18 protein-coding genes and 2 pseudogenes are annotated in these 15,590 nt (G+C 61.7%); 16 read left to right on the plus strand and 4 right to left on the minus strand.

Annotation, left to right across the window (positions count from 1 at the left end; genetic code table 11):
* Nucleotides 1–2 precede the first annotated feature (2 nt).
* The 15 genes and pseudogenes from AC1DXM_RS15240 (at nt 3) to AC1DXM_RS15310 (ending at nt 9,835) form a co-directional block, all read left to right on the plus strand.
* Nucleotides 3–947 carry a heme o synthase gene (locus tag AC1DXM_RS15240; protein ID WP_477233816.1) on the plus strand — a complete coding sequence of 315 codons (945 nt, stop codon included), beginning with the start codon at nt 3–5 and terminating at the stop codon, nt 945–947.
* Between the two features lie 2 nt (nt 948–949).
* Entirely contained in the window at nt 950–1,105 is a 156-nt protein-coding gene (locus AC1DXM_RS15245) for a hypothetical protein (protein WP_162712272.1), read from the plus strand.
* A gap of 8 nt (nt 1,106–1,113) precedes the next feature.
* The gene (locus tag AC1DXM_RS15250; RefSeq protein WP_142866751.1) at nt 1,114–1,740 is read left to right on the plus strand and encodes a cytochrome c oxidase assembly protein; all 627 of its coding nucleotides are present in this window, start codon (nt 1,114–1,116) and stop codon (nt 1,738–1,740) included.
* Between the two features lies 1 nt (nt 1,741).
* Nucleotides 1,742–2,623, plus strand: a complete 882-nt coding sequence (locus AC1DXM_RS15255; RefSeq protein ID WP_142866750.1) for a cytochrome c oxidase subunit 3 — start codon at nt 1,742–1,744, stop codon at nt 2,621–2,623.
* A 93-nt stretch (nt 2,624–2,716) separates the two neighbouring features.
* A pseudogene (locus AC1DXM_RS15260) lies at nt 2,717–2,848 on the plus strand (L,D-transpeptidase family protein); the annotation flags it as partial.
* 3 nt (nt 2,849–2,851) lie between these two features.
* The gene (locus AC1DXM_RS15265) at nt 2,852–3,238 is read left to right on the plus strand and encodes a DUF983 domain-containing protein (RefSeq protein ID WP_477233818.1); all 387 of its coding nucleotides are present in this window, start codon (nt 2,852–2,854) and stop codon (nt 3,236–3,238) included.
* Nucleotides 3,235–3,990 (plus strand): SURF1 family protein, encoded by a 756-nt coding sequence (locus AC1DXM_RS15270; protein ID WP_477233820.1) that lies wholly within the window; start codon nt 3,235–3,237, stop codon nt 3,988–3,990. Before AC1DXM_RS15265 ends, AC1DXM_RS15270 begins: the two co-directional genes overlap by 4 nt.
* Before the next feature lie 67 nt (nt 3,991–4,057).
* The gene (gene ispH / locus AC1DXM_RS15275; RefSeq protein ID WP_477233822.1) at nt 4,058–5,068 is read left to right on the plus strand and encodes a 4-hydroxy-3-methylbut-2-enyl diphosphate reductase; all 1,011 of its coding nucleotides are present in this window, start codon (nt 4,058–4,060) and stop codon (nt 5,066–5,068) included.
* Between the two features lie 7 nt (nt 5,069–5,075).
* Complete coding sequence (locus AC1DXM_RS15280) at nt 5,076–6,038, plus strand: homoserine kinase (RefSeq protein WP_477233824.1); 963 nt, start codon at nt 5,076–5,078, stop codon at nt 6,036–6,038.
* Nucleotides 6,035–6,580, plus strand: a complete 546-nt coding sequence (gene rnhA / locus AC1DXM_RS15285; RefSeq protein ID WP_477233826.1) for a ribonuclease HI — start codon at nt 6,035–6,037, stop codon at nt 6,578–6,580. Before AC1DXM_RS15280 ends, rnhA begins: the two co-directional genes overlap by 4 nt.
* Nucleotides 6,581–6,610: 30 nt before the next feature.
* Nucleotides 6,611–7,186: a histidine phosphatase family protein gene (locus AC1DXM_RS15290; protein WP_477233828.1), complete on the plus strand. Its 576-nt coding sequence runs from the start codon at nt 6,611–6,613 to the stop codon at nt 7,184–7,186.
* A gap of 92 nt (nt 7,187–7,278) precedes the next feature.
* Nucleotides 7,279–7,557 (plus strand): annotated as a pseudogene (locus AC1DXM_RS15295) (ribbon-helix-helix domain-containing protein); the annotation flags it as partial.
* On the plus strand, nt 7,534–7,776 hold the full coding sequence (locus AC1DXM_RS15300; RefSeq protein ID WP_477234363.1) for a type II toxin-antitoxin system RelE/ParE family toxin: 243 nt from the start codon (nt 7,534–7,536) through the stop codon (nt 7,774–7,776). The pseudogene AC1DXM_RS15295 and the gene AC1DXM_RS15300, both read left to right, overlap by 24 nt.
* Before the next feature lie 162 nt (nt 7,777–7,938).
* A complete protein-coding gene (locus AC1DXM_RS15305) occupies nt 7,939–8,862 on the plus strand; it encodes a hypothetical protein (RefSeq protein ID WP_477233830.1) in 924 nt (307 codons plus the stop codon).
* 187 nt (nt 8,863–9,049) lie between these two features.
* Nucleotides 9,050–9,835: a hypothetical protein gene (locus tag AC1DXM_RS15310; protein ID WP_477233832.1), complete on the plus strand. Its 786-nt coding sequence runs from the start codon at nt 9,050–9,052 to the stop codon at nt 9,833–9,835.
* Between the two features lie 65 nt (nt 9,836–9,900).
* Here the strand turns inward: AC1DXM_RS15310 and AC1DXM_RS15315 are convergent, their stop codons facing one another.
* The 3 genes from AC1DXM_RS15315 to AC1DXM_RS15325 all read right to left on the minus strand — a co-directional run bounded on the left by AC1DXM_RS15315 (nt 9,901) and on the right by AC1DXM_RS15325 (nt 11,844).
* A complete protein-coding gene (locus AC1DXM_RS15315) occupies nt 9,901–10,380 on the minus strand; it encodes a DUF2938 domain-containing protein (protein ID WP_477233834.1) in 480 nt (159 codons plus the stop codon).
* A 68-nt stretch (nt 10,381–10,448) separates the two neighbouring features.
* Complete coding sequence (locus AC1DXM_RS15320; RefSeq protein ID WP_477233836.1) at nt 10,449–10,925, minus strand: redoxin family protein; 477 nt, start codon at nt 10,923–10,925, stop codon at nt 10,449–10,451.
* Nucleotides 10,926–11,037: 112 nt separating this feature from the next.
* Nucleotides 11,038–11,844, minus strand: coding sequence for a protein-disulfide reductase DsbD domain-containing protein (locus AC1DXM_RS15325; RefSeq protein WP_477233838.1), 807 nt, complete (start codon nt 11,842–11,844; stop codon nt 11,038–11,040).
* Between the two features lie 215 nt (nt 11,845–12,059).
* Here AC1DXM_RS15325 and AC1DXM_RS15330 point away from each other — a divergent pair, with 215 nt between their 5' ends.
* Complete coding sequence (locus AC1DXM_RS15330; protein WP_023668405.1) at nt 12,060–12,668, plus strand: YqgE/AlgH family protein; 609 nt, start codon at nt 12,060–12,062, stop codon at nt 12,666–12,668.
* Nucleotides 12,669–12,698: 30 nt separating this feature from the next.
* Here AC1DXM_RS15330 and AC1DXM_RS15335 read toward each other — a convergent pair whose 3' ends face one another.
* Nucleotides 12,699–15,587, minus strand: a complete 2,889-nt coding sequence (locus AC1DXM_RS15335) for an EAL domain-containing protein (RefSeq protein WP_477233840.1) — start codon at nt 15,585–15,587, stop codon at nt 12,699–12,701.
* Nucleotides 15,588–15,590: the final 3 nt, after the last annotated feature.

A 15,590-nucleotide genomic window follows, 5' to 3' on the forward strand; every position in this document is an offset into this window, starting at 1 on the left:
GCATGGCCCTGGTCAACGACCCATTGATTGACGAAGCGGGCTTTCGAATTTCGGAAGCCACGGCGGGCGATTTTTTCGCCCTTCTGAAGCCGCGCGTCATGTCGCTGGTGGTGTTCACCGCCTTTGTCGGCATGGTGGCGGCGCCCGTGACCGTAAACCCGCTGATCGCGATGGTCGCAATCCTGGCGATCGCCATCGGCGCCGGCGCCTCGGGCGCGCTCAACATGTGGTACGACGCCGACATCGATGCCGTGATGAGCCGGACCGCCGGCCGCCCGGTTCCGTCCGGCCGCATCCTGCCCGGTGAAGCCCTGAGTTTCGGCCTTGTGCTGTCGGCGCTGTCGGTGATGACGCTGGGCGTGCTGGTCAACTGGCTGTCGGCGGCGCTGCTCGCCTTCACCATCTTCTTCTACGCCGTCGTCTACACGATGTGGCTGAAGCGCTCGACGCCGCAGAACATCGTCATTGGCGGTGCCGCCGGCGCCATTCCGCCGGTGATCGGCTGGGCGGCAGTGACCGGAACGGTCAGCTTCGAAAGCCTCGTCCTGTTCCTGATTATCTTCCTGTGGACGCCGCCGCATTTCTGGGCGCTGGCGTTGTTCAAGTCCGACGACTACGCCAAGGCCGGCATTCCGATGATGCCCAATGTCGCCGGCCACGCCTCGACCCGCCGCCAGATCTTAGCCTACGCATTGATCCTTGCACCGGTCGGCGTGCTGCCCTGGGTGCTCGGTTTCACCACCGCCGGCTACGGCATCGCTTCGCTGGCGCTCGGCGCCGGCTTTGTCTGGTATGCCTGGAAAGTGCTCCGCATGACCGACGACGACCGCGTCATGAAGCCGGCCAAGGCGCTGTTTGCCTATTCGCTGCTCTACCTGTTCGCGATCTTCGCCATCTATCTGGCCGACTGCGTCGTCGGTCGCGCTCTGGCCATCGGTGGAGCATGACCATGATCGACAAGAAGCTTGAACTGGTCACGCTGACCGAGCGCCAGCAAAAGGCGCGGCGCAACCGTTCGGCGGCAATAGGCCTGGCGCTGGCGGCGCTGGTTGTCGTCTTCTACGTCATCACTATCGTCAAATTCGGCCATACCGGATCGATGTGAGGCCGACGATGACCCGCCAGACCATGACCGACCCCGGGAAGAAAAACACCAACCGCGTTGTCGCCGCCGTCTGCGTCGCCTTCTTCGGCGGCATGATCGGCATGGCCTACGCCGCGGTGCCGCTCTACAAGATGTTCTGCCAGGCCACCGGCTATGGCGGCACCACGCAGCGCGCCGAAAAGCAATATGCCGGCCGCATCCTCGACCGCGACATCACCGTGCGCTTCGACGCCAACACCAATGGCATTCCCTGGCAGTTCCAGCCGGTCGCCCGCTCGGTCACCATCAAGATCGGCGAGACCACGCAGGCGCATTACAGCGCCACCAACAAATTCGACCGCGCCGTCACCGGCCGCGCCACCTTCAACGTCCAGCCGGAACTGGCAGGCCCTTACTTCAACAAGGTAGAGTGTTTCTGCTTCACCGACACGACGCTGAAGCCCGGCGAGACGCTGGACATGCCGGTCGTGTTCTATGTGGATCCAGACATCGTCAACGTGCCGGAACTGAAGGACTTGAAGACGATCACCCTGTCCTACACCATGTTCCCGGTCGAAAAGAACAAACCGGTCGCTTCATCGGCGCCGGACAGCACCACCAAAGTTTCAGATACCGAAGCAAATCTCGGGGGTTGATATGGCAGACGCGCACGCAAAACCACAACACGACTACCATCTCGTCAACCCGAGCCCGTGGCCTTTCCTGGGTTCCATCGGGGCGCTGGTCACCGCCGTCGGCGGCGTTGCCCTGATGCAGTATCTCAAGAACGGCGATTTCCCGGTCTTCGGCCACAACATCGCCAATCCGTGGCTGTTCTTCATCGGCCTGGTCATCGTCCTTTACACCATGTTCGCCTGGTGGTCGGACACGATCAAGGAAGCGCATGAAGGGCATCACACGCGTGTCGTGTCGCTGCATCTGCGCTACGGCATGATCATGTTCATCGCTTCGGAAGTGATGTTCTTCGTCGCCTGGTTCTGGGCCTATTTCGATGCCAGCCTGTTTCCGGGCGAGGTGCAGCAATATGCCCGCACCGCCTTTACCGGCGGCGTCTGGCCGCCGAAGGGTCTCGAGGTCCTCGATCCCTTCCATCTGCCGCTTTACAACACCATCATCCTGCTTTTGTCGGGCACGACGGTGACCTGGGCGCACCACTCGCTGATCCATGGCGACCGCAAAGGCCTGATCAACGGCCTGGTGCTGACCGTCGGCCTCGGTATGTTGTTCACCATGGTGCAGGCCTATGAGTACATACACGCTCCGTTCGGCTTCAAGGATTCCATCTATGGCGCCACCTTCTTCATGGCGACCGGCTTCCACGGCTTCCATGTCATCATCGGCACCATCTTCCTGCTGGTCTGCCTGATCCGCGCCATGAAGGGCGACTTCACGCCCAAGCAGCATTTCGGCTTCGAGGCGGCTGCCTGGTACTGGCACTTCGTCGACGTGGTCTGGCTGTTCCTGTTCAGCGCGATCTATGTCTGGGGATCGGCCGGCGCGCTGATCGAAGGCCACTGACGGCTTTCATCGGGGAATCAATCCCAAGGAATCAGAAAGGCGGCCGCGGCAATGCGGCCGCCTTTCTTCTTTTCAGCGCCCATCATGGCCTACGGCTTCGGCTGGCTGGGCTGGCTGCTTCAATTGGTCGACTGGACCGACGGCTGCATTGGGGTTACCGACTCCGACATGGATGAAATCTGGGCTATGGTGCCGGATGGAACGCCGATCGAAATCGAGCCGTAGAACATGAGTGAAGACAAGGCGATCTGGCCACCCATCGAACCGATTTCGGCCGGCCTGCACGGCCGCTGTCCGCGTTGCGGCGAAGGGCGGCTGTTCTCCGGCTTCCTGACCGTCGGCAAGCGCTGCATGAATTGCGGCCTCGACTATTCCTATGCCGATGCCGGCGATGGCCCGGCGGTGTTCGTCATCCTGATCATCGGCTTCATCATCGTCGGGCTGGCGCTGTGGGTGGAGGTGACGCTGAGCCCGCCGCTCTGGCTGCATTTCATCATCTGGATACCGCTGGCGGTGGCGTTGTGCCTGACGGCGCTGAGGCTGATCAAGGGCGTGCTGCTGACGCTGCAATATGCCAACAAGGCTGCCGAAGGCCGGCTGGACCACGAGCAATGAGCGAGGCGTTGGCCAAAACCACCGGCCGTTCGCGGCCGAAGACGGCATTGCTGCTCGGTCTCGGCCTGGTGCTGTTCGTCATCCTGCTGGGGCTAGGCACCTGGCAGGTGCAGCGCCTGCACTGGAAGGAAGGCCTGCTGGCGACCATCGACCAGCGCACACATTCGGCACCGCGGCCGTTGGCGGACGTCGAGAAGGAATTCGCCGCCACCGGCGATGTCGACTACACGCCGGTTACCGTCAGCGGCACATTCCTGCATTCGGGCGAGCGGCATTTCTACGCCACCTGGGACGGTGACGCCGGCTTCAATGTCTACACGCCGCTGGCGCTCGACGATGGCCGCTTCGTGCTGATCAACCGCGGCTTCGTGCCCTATGACCTAAAGGACGCTGCCAAACGCCCGCAAGGGCAAGTGACGGGCAAGGTGACGGTCACGGGGCTGGCGCGCAATCCGCTGCCGGCCAAGCCATCGATGATGCTGCCCGACAATGACGTGGCCAAGAACATCTTCTACTGGAAGGACCGCGATGCCATGGCGGCAAGCGCCGGCCTGCCCGCCGGTGCCGTGCTGGTGCCGATCTTCATCGACGCCGACAAGACGCCGAACCCCGGTGGGCTGCCGGTCGGCGGCGTCACCATCATCGACCTGCCGAACTCGCATCTGCAATATGCCTTCACCTGGTATGGCCTTGCAGCCGCCCTTGCCGTGGTCCTGATCATCAGGCTGCGCCGTCCGGCAAAAGCCGAATGATGCCGGCCGCCCTTGACAGGGTGGGGGTGCACACCTCATTTCGCCTCTGAACAACCGGCCCGGATTCATGCTTCACACCAAGACCAAGCCTCCTCTGACGATCCGGCTCTGCCAGCCGCGCGGCTTTTGCGCCGGCGTCGACCGCGCCATCCAGATCGTCGTGCTGGCGTTGAAGAAATACGGCGCGCCGGTCTATGTCCGCCATGAGATCGTGCACAACCGCTATGTCGTCGAAGGCCTGCAAAGCCTCGGCGCCGTGTTCATCGAGGAACTGTCGGAGATCCCGCCCGAGCATCGCAAGTCGCCTGTGGTGTTTTCGGCCCATGGCGTGCCGAAATCGGTGCCGGCCGACGCCCAGGCGCGCGAACTCTTCTATCTCGACGCCACCTGTCCGCTGGTGTCGAAGGTGCACAAGCAGGCGATGCGCCACCAGCGGCTCGGCCGCCATGTGCTTCTGATCGGCCATGCCGGCCATCCCGAGGTGATCGGCACGATGGGCCAGCTGGCTGAAGGCGCCGTGACGCTGATCGAGACCGAGGCCGACGCCGCAACCTTTGCGCCGGCCAACCCTGAGGCGCTCGGCTTCGTCACCCAGACGACGCTGTCGGTCGAAGACACCGCCGGCATCATCCGGGCGCTGCAGGAGCGCTTCCCGCAATTGCATGCGCCGGCCGCCGAATCGATCTGCTACGCCACCACCAATCGCCAGGAAGCGGTCAAGGACACCGCCGCCGGCGCCGATCTCTATCTGATTGTCGGTGCGCCGAATTCTTCCAATTCGCGCCGCCTTGTCGAAGTGGCGGAGCGCGCCGGCGCCACCATGTCGCTTCTCGTACAGCGCGCTGCCGAAATTCCATGGAATGACATCGCTGACATCTCGACGCTCGGCCTGTCGGCCGGCGCGTCGGCGCCGGAGATCATCGTCGACGAGATCATCGACGCTTTCCGCCAGCGCTTCGAGGTGACCATTGATCTGGCGATCACCGCGACCGAAACGGAGGATTTTCCAGTCATGCGGGTTCTGCGCGATGTCGAACTGACGCGGGCCGATATGGCCTTCGTCAACGGAGCCGCGTGAACAGCCCATGGCGGTCTACACCGATGTCAACGAGGGCGAACTCGGCGCGTTCCTCAAGGCTTATCCGGTCGGCGAATTGCTGTCCTACAAGGGCATTGCCGAAGGCACCGAGAATTCCAACTTTCTGCTGCACACATCGAGCGGTTCTTACATCCTGACGCTTTACGAAAAGCGCGTCGACAAGGCCGACCTGCCGTTCTTCCTCGGCCTGATGGGCCATCTCGCTCGTAAAGGCATTTCCTGCCCGCTGCCGGTAACCGCGCACGACGGCACCGTCATCGGCACGCTGGCCGGCCGCCCGGCGGTCATCATCACCTTCCTCGAAGGCCTGTCGCTGCGGCGGCCGACAGCGGCGCATTGCGCCGAAGTCGGCAAGGCGTTGGCCGCCCTGCATCTCGCCGGCCAGGATTTTGCGATGACCCGCGACAACGCGCTGGCCATCGACGGCTGGCGCAAGCTCTGGAATGCCTCGCGCGAGCGCGCCGACGAGGTCGAGCCGGGACTGGCTGCCGAGGTCGACGCCGATTTCACCGATTTCGAACGCCATTGGCCGCAGGGCCTGCCGGCGGGCATCATCCATGCCGACCTGTTCCCCGACAATGTCTTCTTCCTCGGGGAAAAACTGTCGGGCCTGATCGACTTCTATTTCGCCTGCAACGACCTCTACGCCTATGACGTCGCCACCTGCCTCAACGCCTGGTGTTTCGAGAAGGATTTCTCCTTCAATCTGACCAAGGGCACGGCGCTGCTGGCCGGCTATCAGAGCGTGCGGCCCTTGAGCGATGGTGAGAAGGCGGCGCTGCCGATGCTGGCGCGCGGCTCGGCGCTGCGCTTCATGCTGACCCGGCTCTATGACTGGCTGACCGTTCCCGATGGCGGGCTGGTCATGAAGCGCGATCCGACCGAATATATCCGCCGCATGCGCTTCCACCGCGCGATCAGGTCTCCTTCGGAATATGGACTGACATGACCAAGCAGATTGAAATCTTCACCGACGGCGCCTGCTCGGGCAATCCCGGTCCCGGCGGCTGGGGCGCCATCCTGCGCTTCAACGGCAAGACCAAGGAATTGTCGGGCGGCGAGGCTGAGACCACCAACAACCGCATGGAACTGCTGGCCGCCATTTCGGCGCTGAATGCGCTGAAGGAGCCGTGCGCCGTCGAGCTTCACACCGACAGCAAATATGTCATGGACGGCATCTCGAAGTGGATCCATGGCTGGAAAAAGAACGGCTGGAAGACCGCCGACAAGAAGCCGGTCAAGAACGGTGAGCTCTGGCAGGCGCTGGACGAGGCCAACCGGCGTCACAAGGTGACCTGGAACTGGGTCAAGGGCCATGCCGGCCACACCGAGAACGAACGCGCCGACGAACTCGCAAGGGAAGGCATGGCGCCGTTCAAGAAGGGCTCGGCCAGACCTGTGGCACCGAAGCCTGCAGCCGCGCTGAAGCCGGCCGCGCCGGCCAAGCAGCCGGCAACCCCGAGAGCGCGGCGCTCGACCCAGAGCTATTGAATTCAGGCTTCCCGGCAGGAAACCTCACCCGTGCCGATTGCATACTACATCACCCATCCCCAGGTTCAGATCGATGCCAACGTTCCCGTGCCGGAATGGGGACTGTCCGAGATCGGACGGGCGAGGGCGTTGGCCATGCTTGAGCAGCCATGGGTCGGCTCGATTCGGCGTGTCGTCTCGTCGGCGGAGCGCAAGGCGATAGAAACCGCTGAGATACTGGCCGGGCAGCTTGGCCTCACGGTCGAGGTGCGCGAAGGCATGCACGAGAACGACCGCTCGGCAACCGGCTTTCTGCCACCGCCGGAGTTTGAGGCAGTCGCCGACCGGTTCTTCGCCAGTCCGCACAAAAGCATTCGCGGCTGGGAGCGCGCCATCGATGCCCAGCAGCGCATTGTGAGCGAGGTCGAGGCTGTACTCGACGCCGCCGTTGGCGGCGACATTGCTTTCGTCGGTCATGGTGGCGTCGGAACGCTGCTGCTGCTTTCACTCAGCAATCGCGAGATCAGCCGCGAGGCGGATCAGCCGGCCGGCGGCGGCAACTATTTCGCCTATGAGATCGGCGCGCACAGAATTCTCCACGGATGGCGACCGATCGACGGCCGCTGATAGGGCCAGAAGCGGCAGTCCGCAGTGCAGCAATCGGATTGTAAGGAGCAAAAGGAGTATTATTTACTACCTTAGAGCAAGAGTAAGATCCTATGGCAAACGTGGAAAAGATAAGCGTGGCCGTGACTCCGCAACAGGCGGCGACCATGCGCGAGGCAGTGGAAGCGGGTGAATACGCCACCACGAGTGAGATCGTGCGCGAGGCGATGCGTGATTGGCTCACCAAGCGCGAGCTTCGACAAGAGGACGTGCGCCGGCTGCGTCAGCTATGGGATGACGGCAAGGCAAGCGGGAAGCCGGAGCCTGTAGACTTTGACGCGCTGAGAAAGGAAGCTCGGCAGCGGCTGGTGAAAGCCTCGTCGAATGGCCGCTGGTCGCCAGCGGCCAGAGCTGACCTGATTGACATCTATCTGACAATAGGCGGCGAAAGCCTTCGAGCAGCCGACCGCTATTACGACCGGCTGGAGGCGCGGGCCATGCAATTGGCCGATCAGCCACGCATGGGCGTGATGGTGTTGCGGTCAGCCGGCACGACGACGCGACCGCGGCCGATCGCGTCCTGGCTGGTCCAGTTCTCCAGCACTAGGTAGTCGAGCACGGACAGGACGTTGATCCCGGTCGACCTAAACGCAACCCCCGCGACGATGCGCAATTTTTGGTCGTCTTGCGCGCTGCGATCTGGCGGAAGAAGGACAATAGGATGGTATTGACTACAATCGGTGAAACTGAGTCCTAACCCTTGGAACAACCAGATGCTAACGCGGAATCCGTTTCCTCTTTCGGAAATTGAGACGTTCCCAACCAAGCTTCAATTGCCTGAAGGGGATGCCTCCGGCCAATACTATCTCGCTGCAATGTTGGTTATCATCCATTTCTTCGGCATTGAGTGGGCCGAAAGGTGGGTCATGGGAACGCGCGGTGAAAAGGGCGACTTTCTCCGAAATGATTGGTCGACAGTAGATAGAAGGGAGACCCATAAGCTGAGGATTTTGCAGCTTGCTGAAATGCTCATCAATCTGCAGGACGCCCCGCACTTCTGGTCTGTTTTAGAGACAATGGTTGGAACAGGTGTTGAGGCAGGCTTCAGCGAATTAGAAGCTGGTGCTCTGATGAAGCGGCGAGGGATCCGATTTGCCTTTCGTACGCCGACAGGTAATCGTGGCAATGACTATGACCTCGACATTGATCTAGACGGTTTCCACGTTTGTGGGGAAACTAAGTGCAAGGTTGAAAAGACAGCGGTAAGCGTGAAATCGCTGCTTAATTCAGTGGAAGACGCCAGAAGCAGAAATCTTCCTCCAGACCAGCCTGGCGCGGTGTTCGTCAAGATTCCACAGCCGTGGTTTGATGACGCTTCGTTTCAAGCCCAGATAGACATCGACCTACCCAATTATCTCAAGTCTGCCGGCCGGCTGGCGATGGTTGTGGTAAGTTCGTCGCCAGAGATTGCGGCAGGCCCCCTAACCGTCTCATTGTCGGCATGGAAATCTGTGATCAACAAAGATAGTCGCTTTTATGATCGTAGGCTTGAGATTTTTGATAATGCGCCAATTATAGATGGGCGTTGGATCGATTTAGTTCGGGTATGGGGTCCTTATATACCGGCACATAATCATGAAGAGCACGAAGCATTGCGCTCTTCTGTAACCAAGATTATCGAGTGGCGGCAGTCATAAGTCAGCGGATCTAGCGCCACTTAACCGATGTAGCATCGAATAACGCGTCCCAGAAAAGCAACCCCCTGCCCATGTCGCGGGGGGGGGTCGAGATAAGTCTGCTCTTGATCAGGCGGTCTTGTGAAACTTGCGGTAGCGGCTAGTGTTCACGCAAAGCCCATTCAGCCTCCGCAAGAGCCCGCGCCTCATGACCCTTCTCCGAAAGCGCCTGAATGTGCGAACCAACGGGCGATTGCGCAGCCTGTTACTTATTGAGGAGAAAGCTCAAGGCGACGTCTACATCCGAATCAAATCAGGAACGCAGGTTGGTATACCCCCAAATCACGTATTGGTTGTCCAAGACAGGTATTCAGTACATCCTTCTATTAATAGCCAAACGTACACTACGTTGAAAAAAACCGTTGAACTAGCAAATGGATTCATAAGCACGGGCGTTGCACTAACTGATGCCGTTAAACGCCAGAACGGATTTGCGCATTTATTTACCCATCGGTCGTCTGATCTAAACGCACCGGTTTATGATATCGACGATGATGGGAGGGATTCCATCATACTGGGTGATTTTGACCCGATAAAAAACGTACTTGTTTTCGGACTTTTCGTCGGACACCCAGAGACGGTCTTCGGAACAGGATCAGGTCAAGAGGCTATTGACACATTTTGCTCCAGTCGGTTTCAGTTTGTTATCTGCAGCCACTGGATTACCTTACCGGCGGCGCCGTTCGCTTGGACGATGAATAGCATCACCTTCGATCCGAACTCGTTCGAGGACGAGGCGGGTCAAGAATGGGCACACGAACTTATGAAGGGTGAAACCCCGAAAAGCTCCCTTGAACTATTCCATGGCTTGAGTGGCGAGCTGACTGTGAACTTGCTTGAGACATATTTGGCGATGGGACCAGACGAAGCGACAAGGAAATGGCTGGAAGACTTGATTGAATCCGTGCCTCGGACGCCCAGCATCAAAATGTAAAGCGCGAGCGGCGTCTTGAATGACGGGGTGGCCGATCACGGGCACCATCGTGACAGGCAATAGGGTTAGCGGATCAGCAGGGCCGTGCCGTAGAGGCCGAGCGCGAACACCGTGTGCGAAATCACGTTGAAGGCGCGGATCTGCATCGGGTTGGGGCGCTTTGAGGCAGCCCAGCCGGCGCCCAGGCCGGGCGCCAGCAGGAACCAGCCGGCGCCGATGGTGACCATGCCGAGAATGAAGGCCGGCAGGAAGGTCGGCGCGTCCAGCCACGCCTTGCCCGCCAGCGCCACCAGGGTGAAGCCGTAGACGATGCCGGTGAAATAGTGGAAGGCCCAGCCCAGCGCAGTCTCATGCGCATAGGGCGCGGCATGGGCTATATCGTCGTGGAAGACCTTGCCGTCCCTGAGGTGCCAAACCCAGCGGCCGGGCGGCCCCCAGTTCGGCCGCGGCTGGCCGAACGCCAGATGCAGGAACAGCGCCCACAGATCCATCAGCACCGTCGCACCGATGCCGATCGCAACACTGCGCCAGATGATGTCAAACATCGTCGAGGTCCCCCGGAAGCAGGCATCGCGAGCAGAGGGGCGATCGTCGCCCGCGCTGCCGCCGCGGTTTAGAGCTGGCTCAGAATGTGAGCCGCACCGGAGGTGTCGACACCTGGCTTGGTCTCGACATTGAGCGCGGTGACCTTGCCATTGTCGACGATCATCGAAAAGCGTCTCGAGCGCAGCCCCATATCGTTGCTTATGAAATCGAGGCCGACCGACTTGGCGAAGTCGCCATTGCCGTCGGCGAGATAGAGGATCTTGCCTTCACCACCGGTGAAATTGGCCCAGGCGCCCATGACATGGACGTCGTTGACCGAGACGACGGCGATGGTGTCGACGCCGCGCGCCAGGATGGCGTCGTGGTTCTCGAGATAGCCCGGCAGATGGTTGTTGCTGCAGGTCGGCGTAAACGCGCCGGGAACGCCGAACAGCACCACCTTCTTGCCCGCAAAAATCTCGGCCGAGGTGATCACCTTGGCGCCGTCGGCGGTCATTTCCTTGAAGGTCGCATCGGGCAGTTTGTCGCCAACGGCAATGGTCATGATGGTCCTCGTGTCAAAAGCAGGGGAGGTTTCTTGCGATAGCGAAATCAGGCATTTCCCGCAACCGCCAACAAGGCCCTGGATCAAGGGAAAGCCTGGATCGGGACTTGTATCAGGGGAACGGCAGAACGCCCTCGACCGCGCCTTCCCCACTTGTCAGGGTGTAATACAACCCGCCATCGGTCGGGGTCGTCGACGGCCGGTCGAGGATCGGTATGGTAAACACCAGCCGCCCGTCCTTTTCGCTGCGCGCCGGCGCCCCGAACATGTAGTCGCGTTCGCCGGCGACGAAGAAATCCGCCGCCTCCGGATCGCCGGGAAAGGTCGCCTCGACGACCAGCGTCTCGTGGTCGCCGGGCAGGATCTTGATGCCGAAATCGGCCTTGGCAGGGGCCGGCAAGGTGGCAAGGGCGGCCTTCACCAGCGCCGCATCCTCGGCATTGTCGGGATCGGCGGCGGGATCGACGCTCAGCCGCGTCTGCACCGGAATGCAGATCGTCTCGCAAATGCCGAGAAAGATGTCGGCATCGATGACGGCCGCATCCTTCGGCGATGACAGGGTGAATGTCACCGGCAGCGAAACCGGATGGTTGTAGCCGGCCCATTTGCCGTAGCCGTCGTCATGGCGCTGCGGCGGTGGGAAGGAAAACGCCGCATCGGTGATGTTGGTGCTGGCCGAGACATCGATCTGCGGTGGCACGCCGGCATCGCCCGGATCGCGCCAATAGGTCTTCCAGCCGGGCTTCAGCGCAATATCGAGCACGCCATGGATACGGCCTGCCTCGTCCGCCTTGCCTGATGTCACCAGCCGCACCTTGCCGCCTTCGCTGTTGTACCAGTCCGAAGAGGAAGCCGCGGCGGGAAGGGCTGCCCCGCATCCGACGGCGGCACCGAGCAGCAGGATTTTCAAGCTTTGCATGGCGGTGATTTGATCGTCAGTTCATGGCCGCGCAATGTTTTCATGGCGCTCTGCGTATCATATTTGCGTGACTTTTGCGCGAGGAACAGTCGAGTTCAAGCGTTCCGTCGGGGGAAATTGGTAGTCAGGAATCCGTTGTTCCAGGCATTGGGCTTTGGGCGAATCGCGCGCGGCGCACCTTTTCGGCGCTCCGGAAACGCGTTACGCTCCCGTCCATGGACTTGTTGCGCCACAAGAAGACGGCCGGCGGACGCGGCTTTCTCGACGACCAGTTCCTGATTGCCATGCCCGGCATGAAGGACGATCGCTTCACGCGCTCGGTCATCTATATCTGCGCGCATAGCGATGAAGGCGCCATGGGCCTGATCATCAACCAGACGCAGCAGATGCTGTTTCCCGACCTCCTGGTGCAGCTCGGTATCATGAATGAGCAGGAGGCGATCAGGCTTCCGGCGCAGGCCCGCGACTTCGTCGTGCGCAATGGCGGCCCGGTCGACCGCAGCCGCGGCTTCGTCCTGCACTCCGGCGACTACCGGGTAGAATCCTCGCTCACCGTCTCCGACGACATCTGCCTGACCGCCACCGTCGATATACTGCGCGCCATCTCGTCCGGCCGCGGGCCGCGGCGCGCGCTGATGGCGCTCGGCTATTCCGGCTGGGGCGCCGGCCAGCTGGAAACCGAGATCGCCGAGAACGGCTGGCTGACCTGCCCGGCCACGCCGGAGCTTCTGTTCGACGCCGACATCGAACGGAAGTACGATCGTATCCTGGCGTCGATCGGTATTGATCTGGCACATTTGAGCCTGGCGGCGGGGCACGCCTGACCTGGCAGCCACCCAGAGGCCAAACGGCCTCTAAGCCTGCGTCATCGGATACTGCTCTTTCAGCGCCTTCAGCACCTGGTCGCCGGGCATCGGTGCGCCGAACATGAAGCTCTGCACGTATTCGCAGCCCATCTGGCGTAGTTCCAGCGCATCGCTTTCGTCGGAAATGCCTTCGGCCACCACTGACAGGCCGAGCTCGTGCGCCATGTTGACCATGGATTTCAGCAGCACAGCGCGCTTTGGCGTCGCGTCGTCGACGAAACTCTTGTCGATCTTGATGGTGTCGAAGGGGAAGCGCGTCAGATAGGCGAGCGAGGAATAGCCGGTGCCGAAATCGTCGAGCGACAGGCCGATGCCGAGCTGCTTGAGCTTGGCCAGCACATGCGAGGTCTGCTCGGGGTTGTCCATAACCAGCGATTCGGTGAGTTCGAGCCGGAAGCAGCGCGGCTTGAGATTGGCGCGCGCGATGACCGAGCGGACATCGCTGACCAGGTCGCGGCGGATCAACTGGCGGCTGGATAGGTTGACCGACACCGACAGCGGCGTGTCGCCGATCTGCTTTTGCCAGCCGGCGAGGTCCTCGGCCGCCTGCTGCATGGCAAACAGGCCGAGCTGCACGATCAGGCCGCAGCTTTCGGCGACTGGAATGAAATCGCCCGGCGGGATCATGCCGCGGCGCGGATGGTCCCACCTGAGCAGCGCTTCGAAGCCGGCAATGCTGCCGTCCTCGAGCCGCACGATCGGCTGGTAGGCGAGCGTAAACTCGCGCCGCTCGATGGCGCGGCGCAGATCGGATTCGAACTGCAGACGGTCTGTGCCGACGGTGCGGAAGGCCGGCCGGAACGGCTCGATCCTGTCGCCGCCGAAGCGCTTGGCCTGGTGCATGGCAAGCTCGGCGTCCTTGACCATGTCCTCGGCCGAAGTCTGCGCCGAAGTCCAGGTGATCAGGCCGATCGAGGCAGTCAGCACGATCTCGCGCTTGGCGAAGGTGATCGGATTGTTGATCGCGTGCTTGATGGCGTCCGCCACCGCCGCGATGCGGGACGGGTCCTGTTCGGACAGCAGCATCAATGCGAACTGGTCGCCGGCAAAGCGCGACAGCGAATCCTTCGGTTTCAGCAGCCGGTGCAGCCGGCGCGCTATGGTGAGCAGGATGGTGTCGCCGGCCGAGATGCCGAGCCCGTCATTGACCTGTTTGAACCTATCGATGTCGATGACAAAGACGGTCGGGCGCACCTTCTCTTCGGTGCGCGCGATCGAGATGATGGCTTCAAGCCGGTTCATCAGAAGTTCGCGGTTGGGCAGGCCGGTCAGATTATCGTGAACGGCGTCGTGCAGCAGCCGTTCTTCGGACTTTTTCTGCTCGGTGACGTCGACCATGGTGCCGACACAGCGAATCACTTCGCCGTCCGAGCCGATCACCGGCCGCGCCCTGAGCGAGAACCAGTGGTAGTGCCCATCGGCCCCGCGCAGGCGGAAATTCTGCGACACCCGGCCGCGCCGGTGTTCGAGCACCACGTCGAGCGTGGTGCGGAACGTGTCGCGGTCGTCGGCATGCAGCACCGGCAGCCAGTTGCGGGCAGCACCGCCCAGGCTGTTGGGCGCAAGGCCAAGCTGGATGCTGACGTCGGGCTTGGTGACGACGCGGTCGCGCAGCACGTCCCAATCCCACACCGTGTCGCCGGAACCGGCCACCGCCAGCGCCTGGCGCTCGAGGTCGGAGAACAGGCCCTGATGCAGCGCGCCGCCGGCAAAGGCATGCTGCATGACGGTGAAGCCGATCAAAAGGATGATCAGGATCAGCCCGCCGCCCAGTGCCGGCTGGGCGATGTCGTTGTCGAGCATGCCGGTGATCGCCATCCACGATCCGCATAGCCAGAGCAGCACCATCACCCAACTCGGCACCAACATGATGGCGCGGTCGTAACCGCGTATGCCGAGCAGGATGATGAGGCCGAGCCCGGTCAGTGCCGTGGCGGCGAAGGACAGCCGAGCGATGCCGGCGGCGACGGCCGGATCGACGATGGCCACACCCGCAATCAGCAGCAGGCCGAGGATCCAGACCACCGCGCCATAGCTGAAATGGCCGTGCCATCGGTTGAGGTTGAGATAGGCGAACAGGAACACAACGAAGGTCGCCGCAAGCGCCACCTCCGTTCCCGCCCGCCACATCTGCTCATTGCCGGGCGATATCTCTATGATCTTGTTCAAAAAGCCGAAATCGACGCAGATATAGGCAAGTACCGCCCAGGCCAAGGCAGCTGTCGCCGGGAACATCGAGGTTCCCTTGACGACAAAAAGGATGGTCAGGAACAGCGCCAAAAGGCCGGCAATGCCGATGACGATGCCGCGAAACAGCGTGTAGGAATTGACCGAGTCCTTGTAGGCTTCCGGCTCCCAGAGATAGACCTGCGGCAGCTTGGGCGAAGCGAGTTCGGCGATGAAGGTGATCACCGTTCCCGGGTTCAGCGTCACCCGGAACACGTCGGCGTCGGGGCTTGATTGGCGGTCGAGCGCGAAGCCCTCGCTGGGGGTGATCGCGGCGATGCGGGTGGCGCCGAGATCGGGCCAGAAGATGCCCGAATTCACCAGCCGGAAATGCGGCGCCACGATCAGGCGGTCGAGCTGCTGGTCGGTGGTGTTGGCGAGCGCGAACACCGCCCAGTCACCGCTCGAGCGCGCGTCATTGGCTTCGACCTCGATGCGCCGCACGATGCCGTCGGGGCCGGGCGCGGTCGACACCTGGAAGTTTTCGCCCTGATTGACGTAGATCTCGACGGCGCGCGACAGGTCGAGCGCGATATCGTCGCGGGCAATCTTGATCGGTTCGACGGCGAAGGCCGGCAGCGCCGCGCAGAGCGTGACGACAGCCGCCAGAACGAAGGCCAACAGCGACCCGTTTCGCAGGAAATTCGTCAAAAA

This window comes from Mesorhizobium sp. P3_A2, assembly GCF_056403115.1.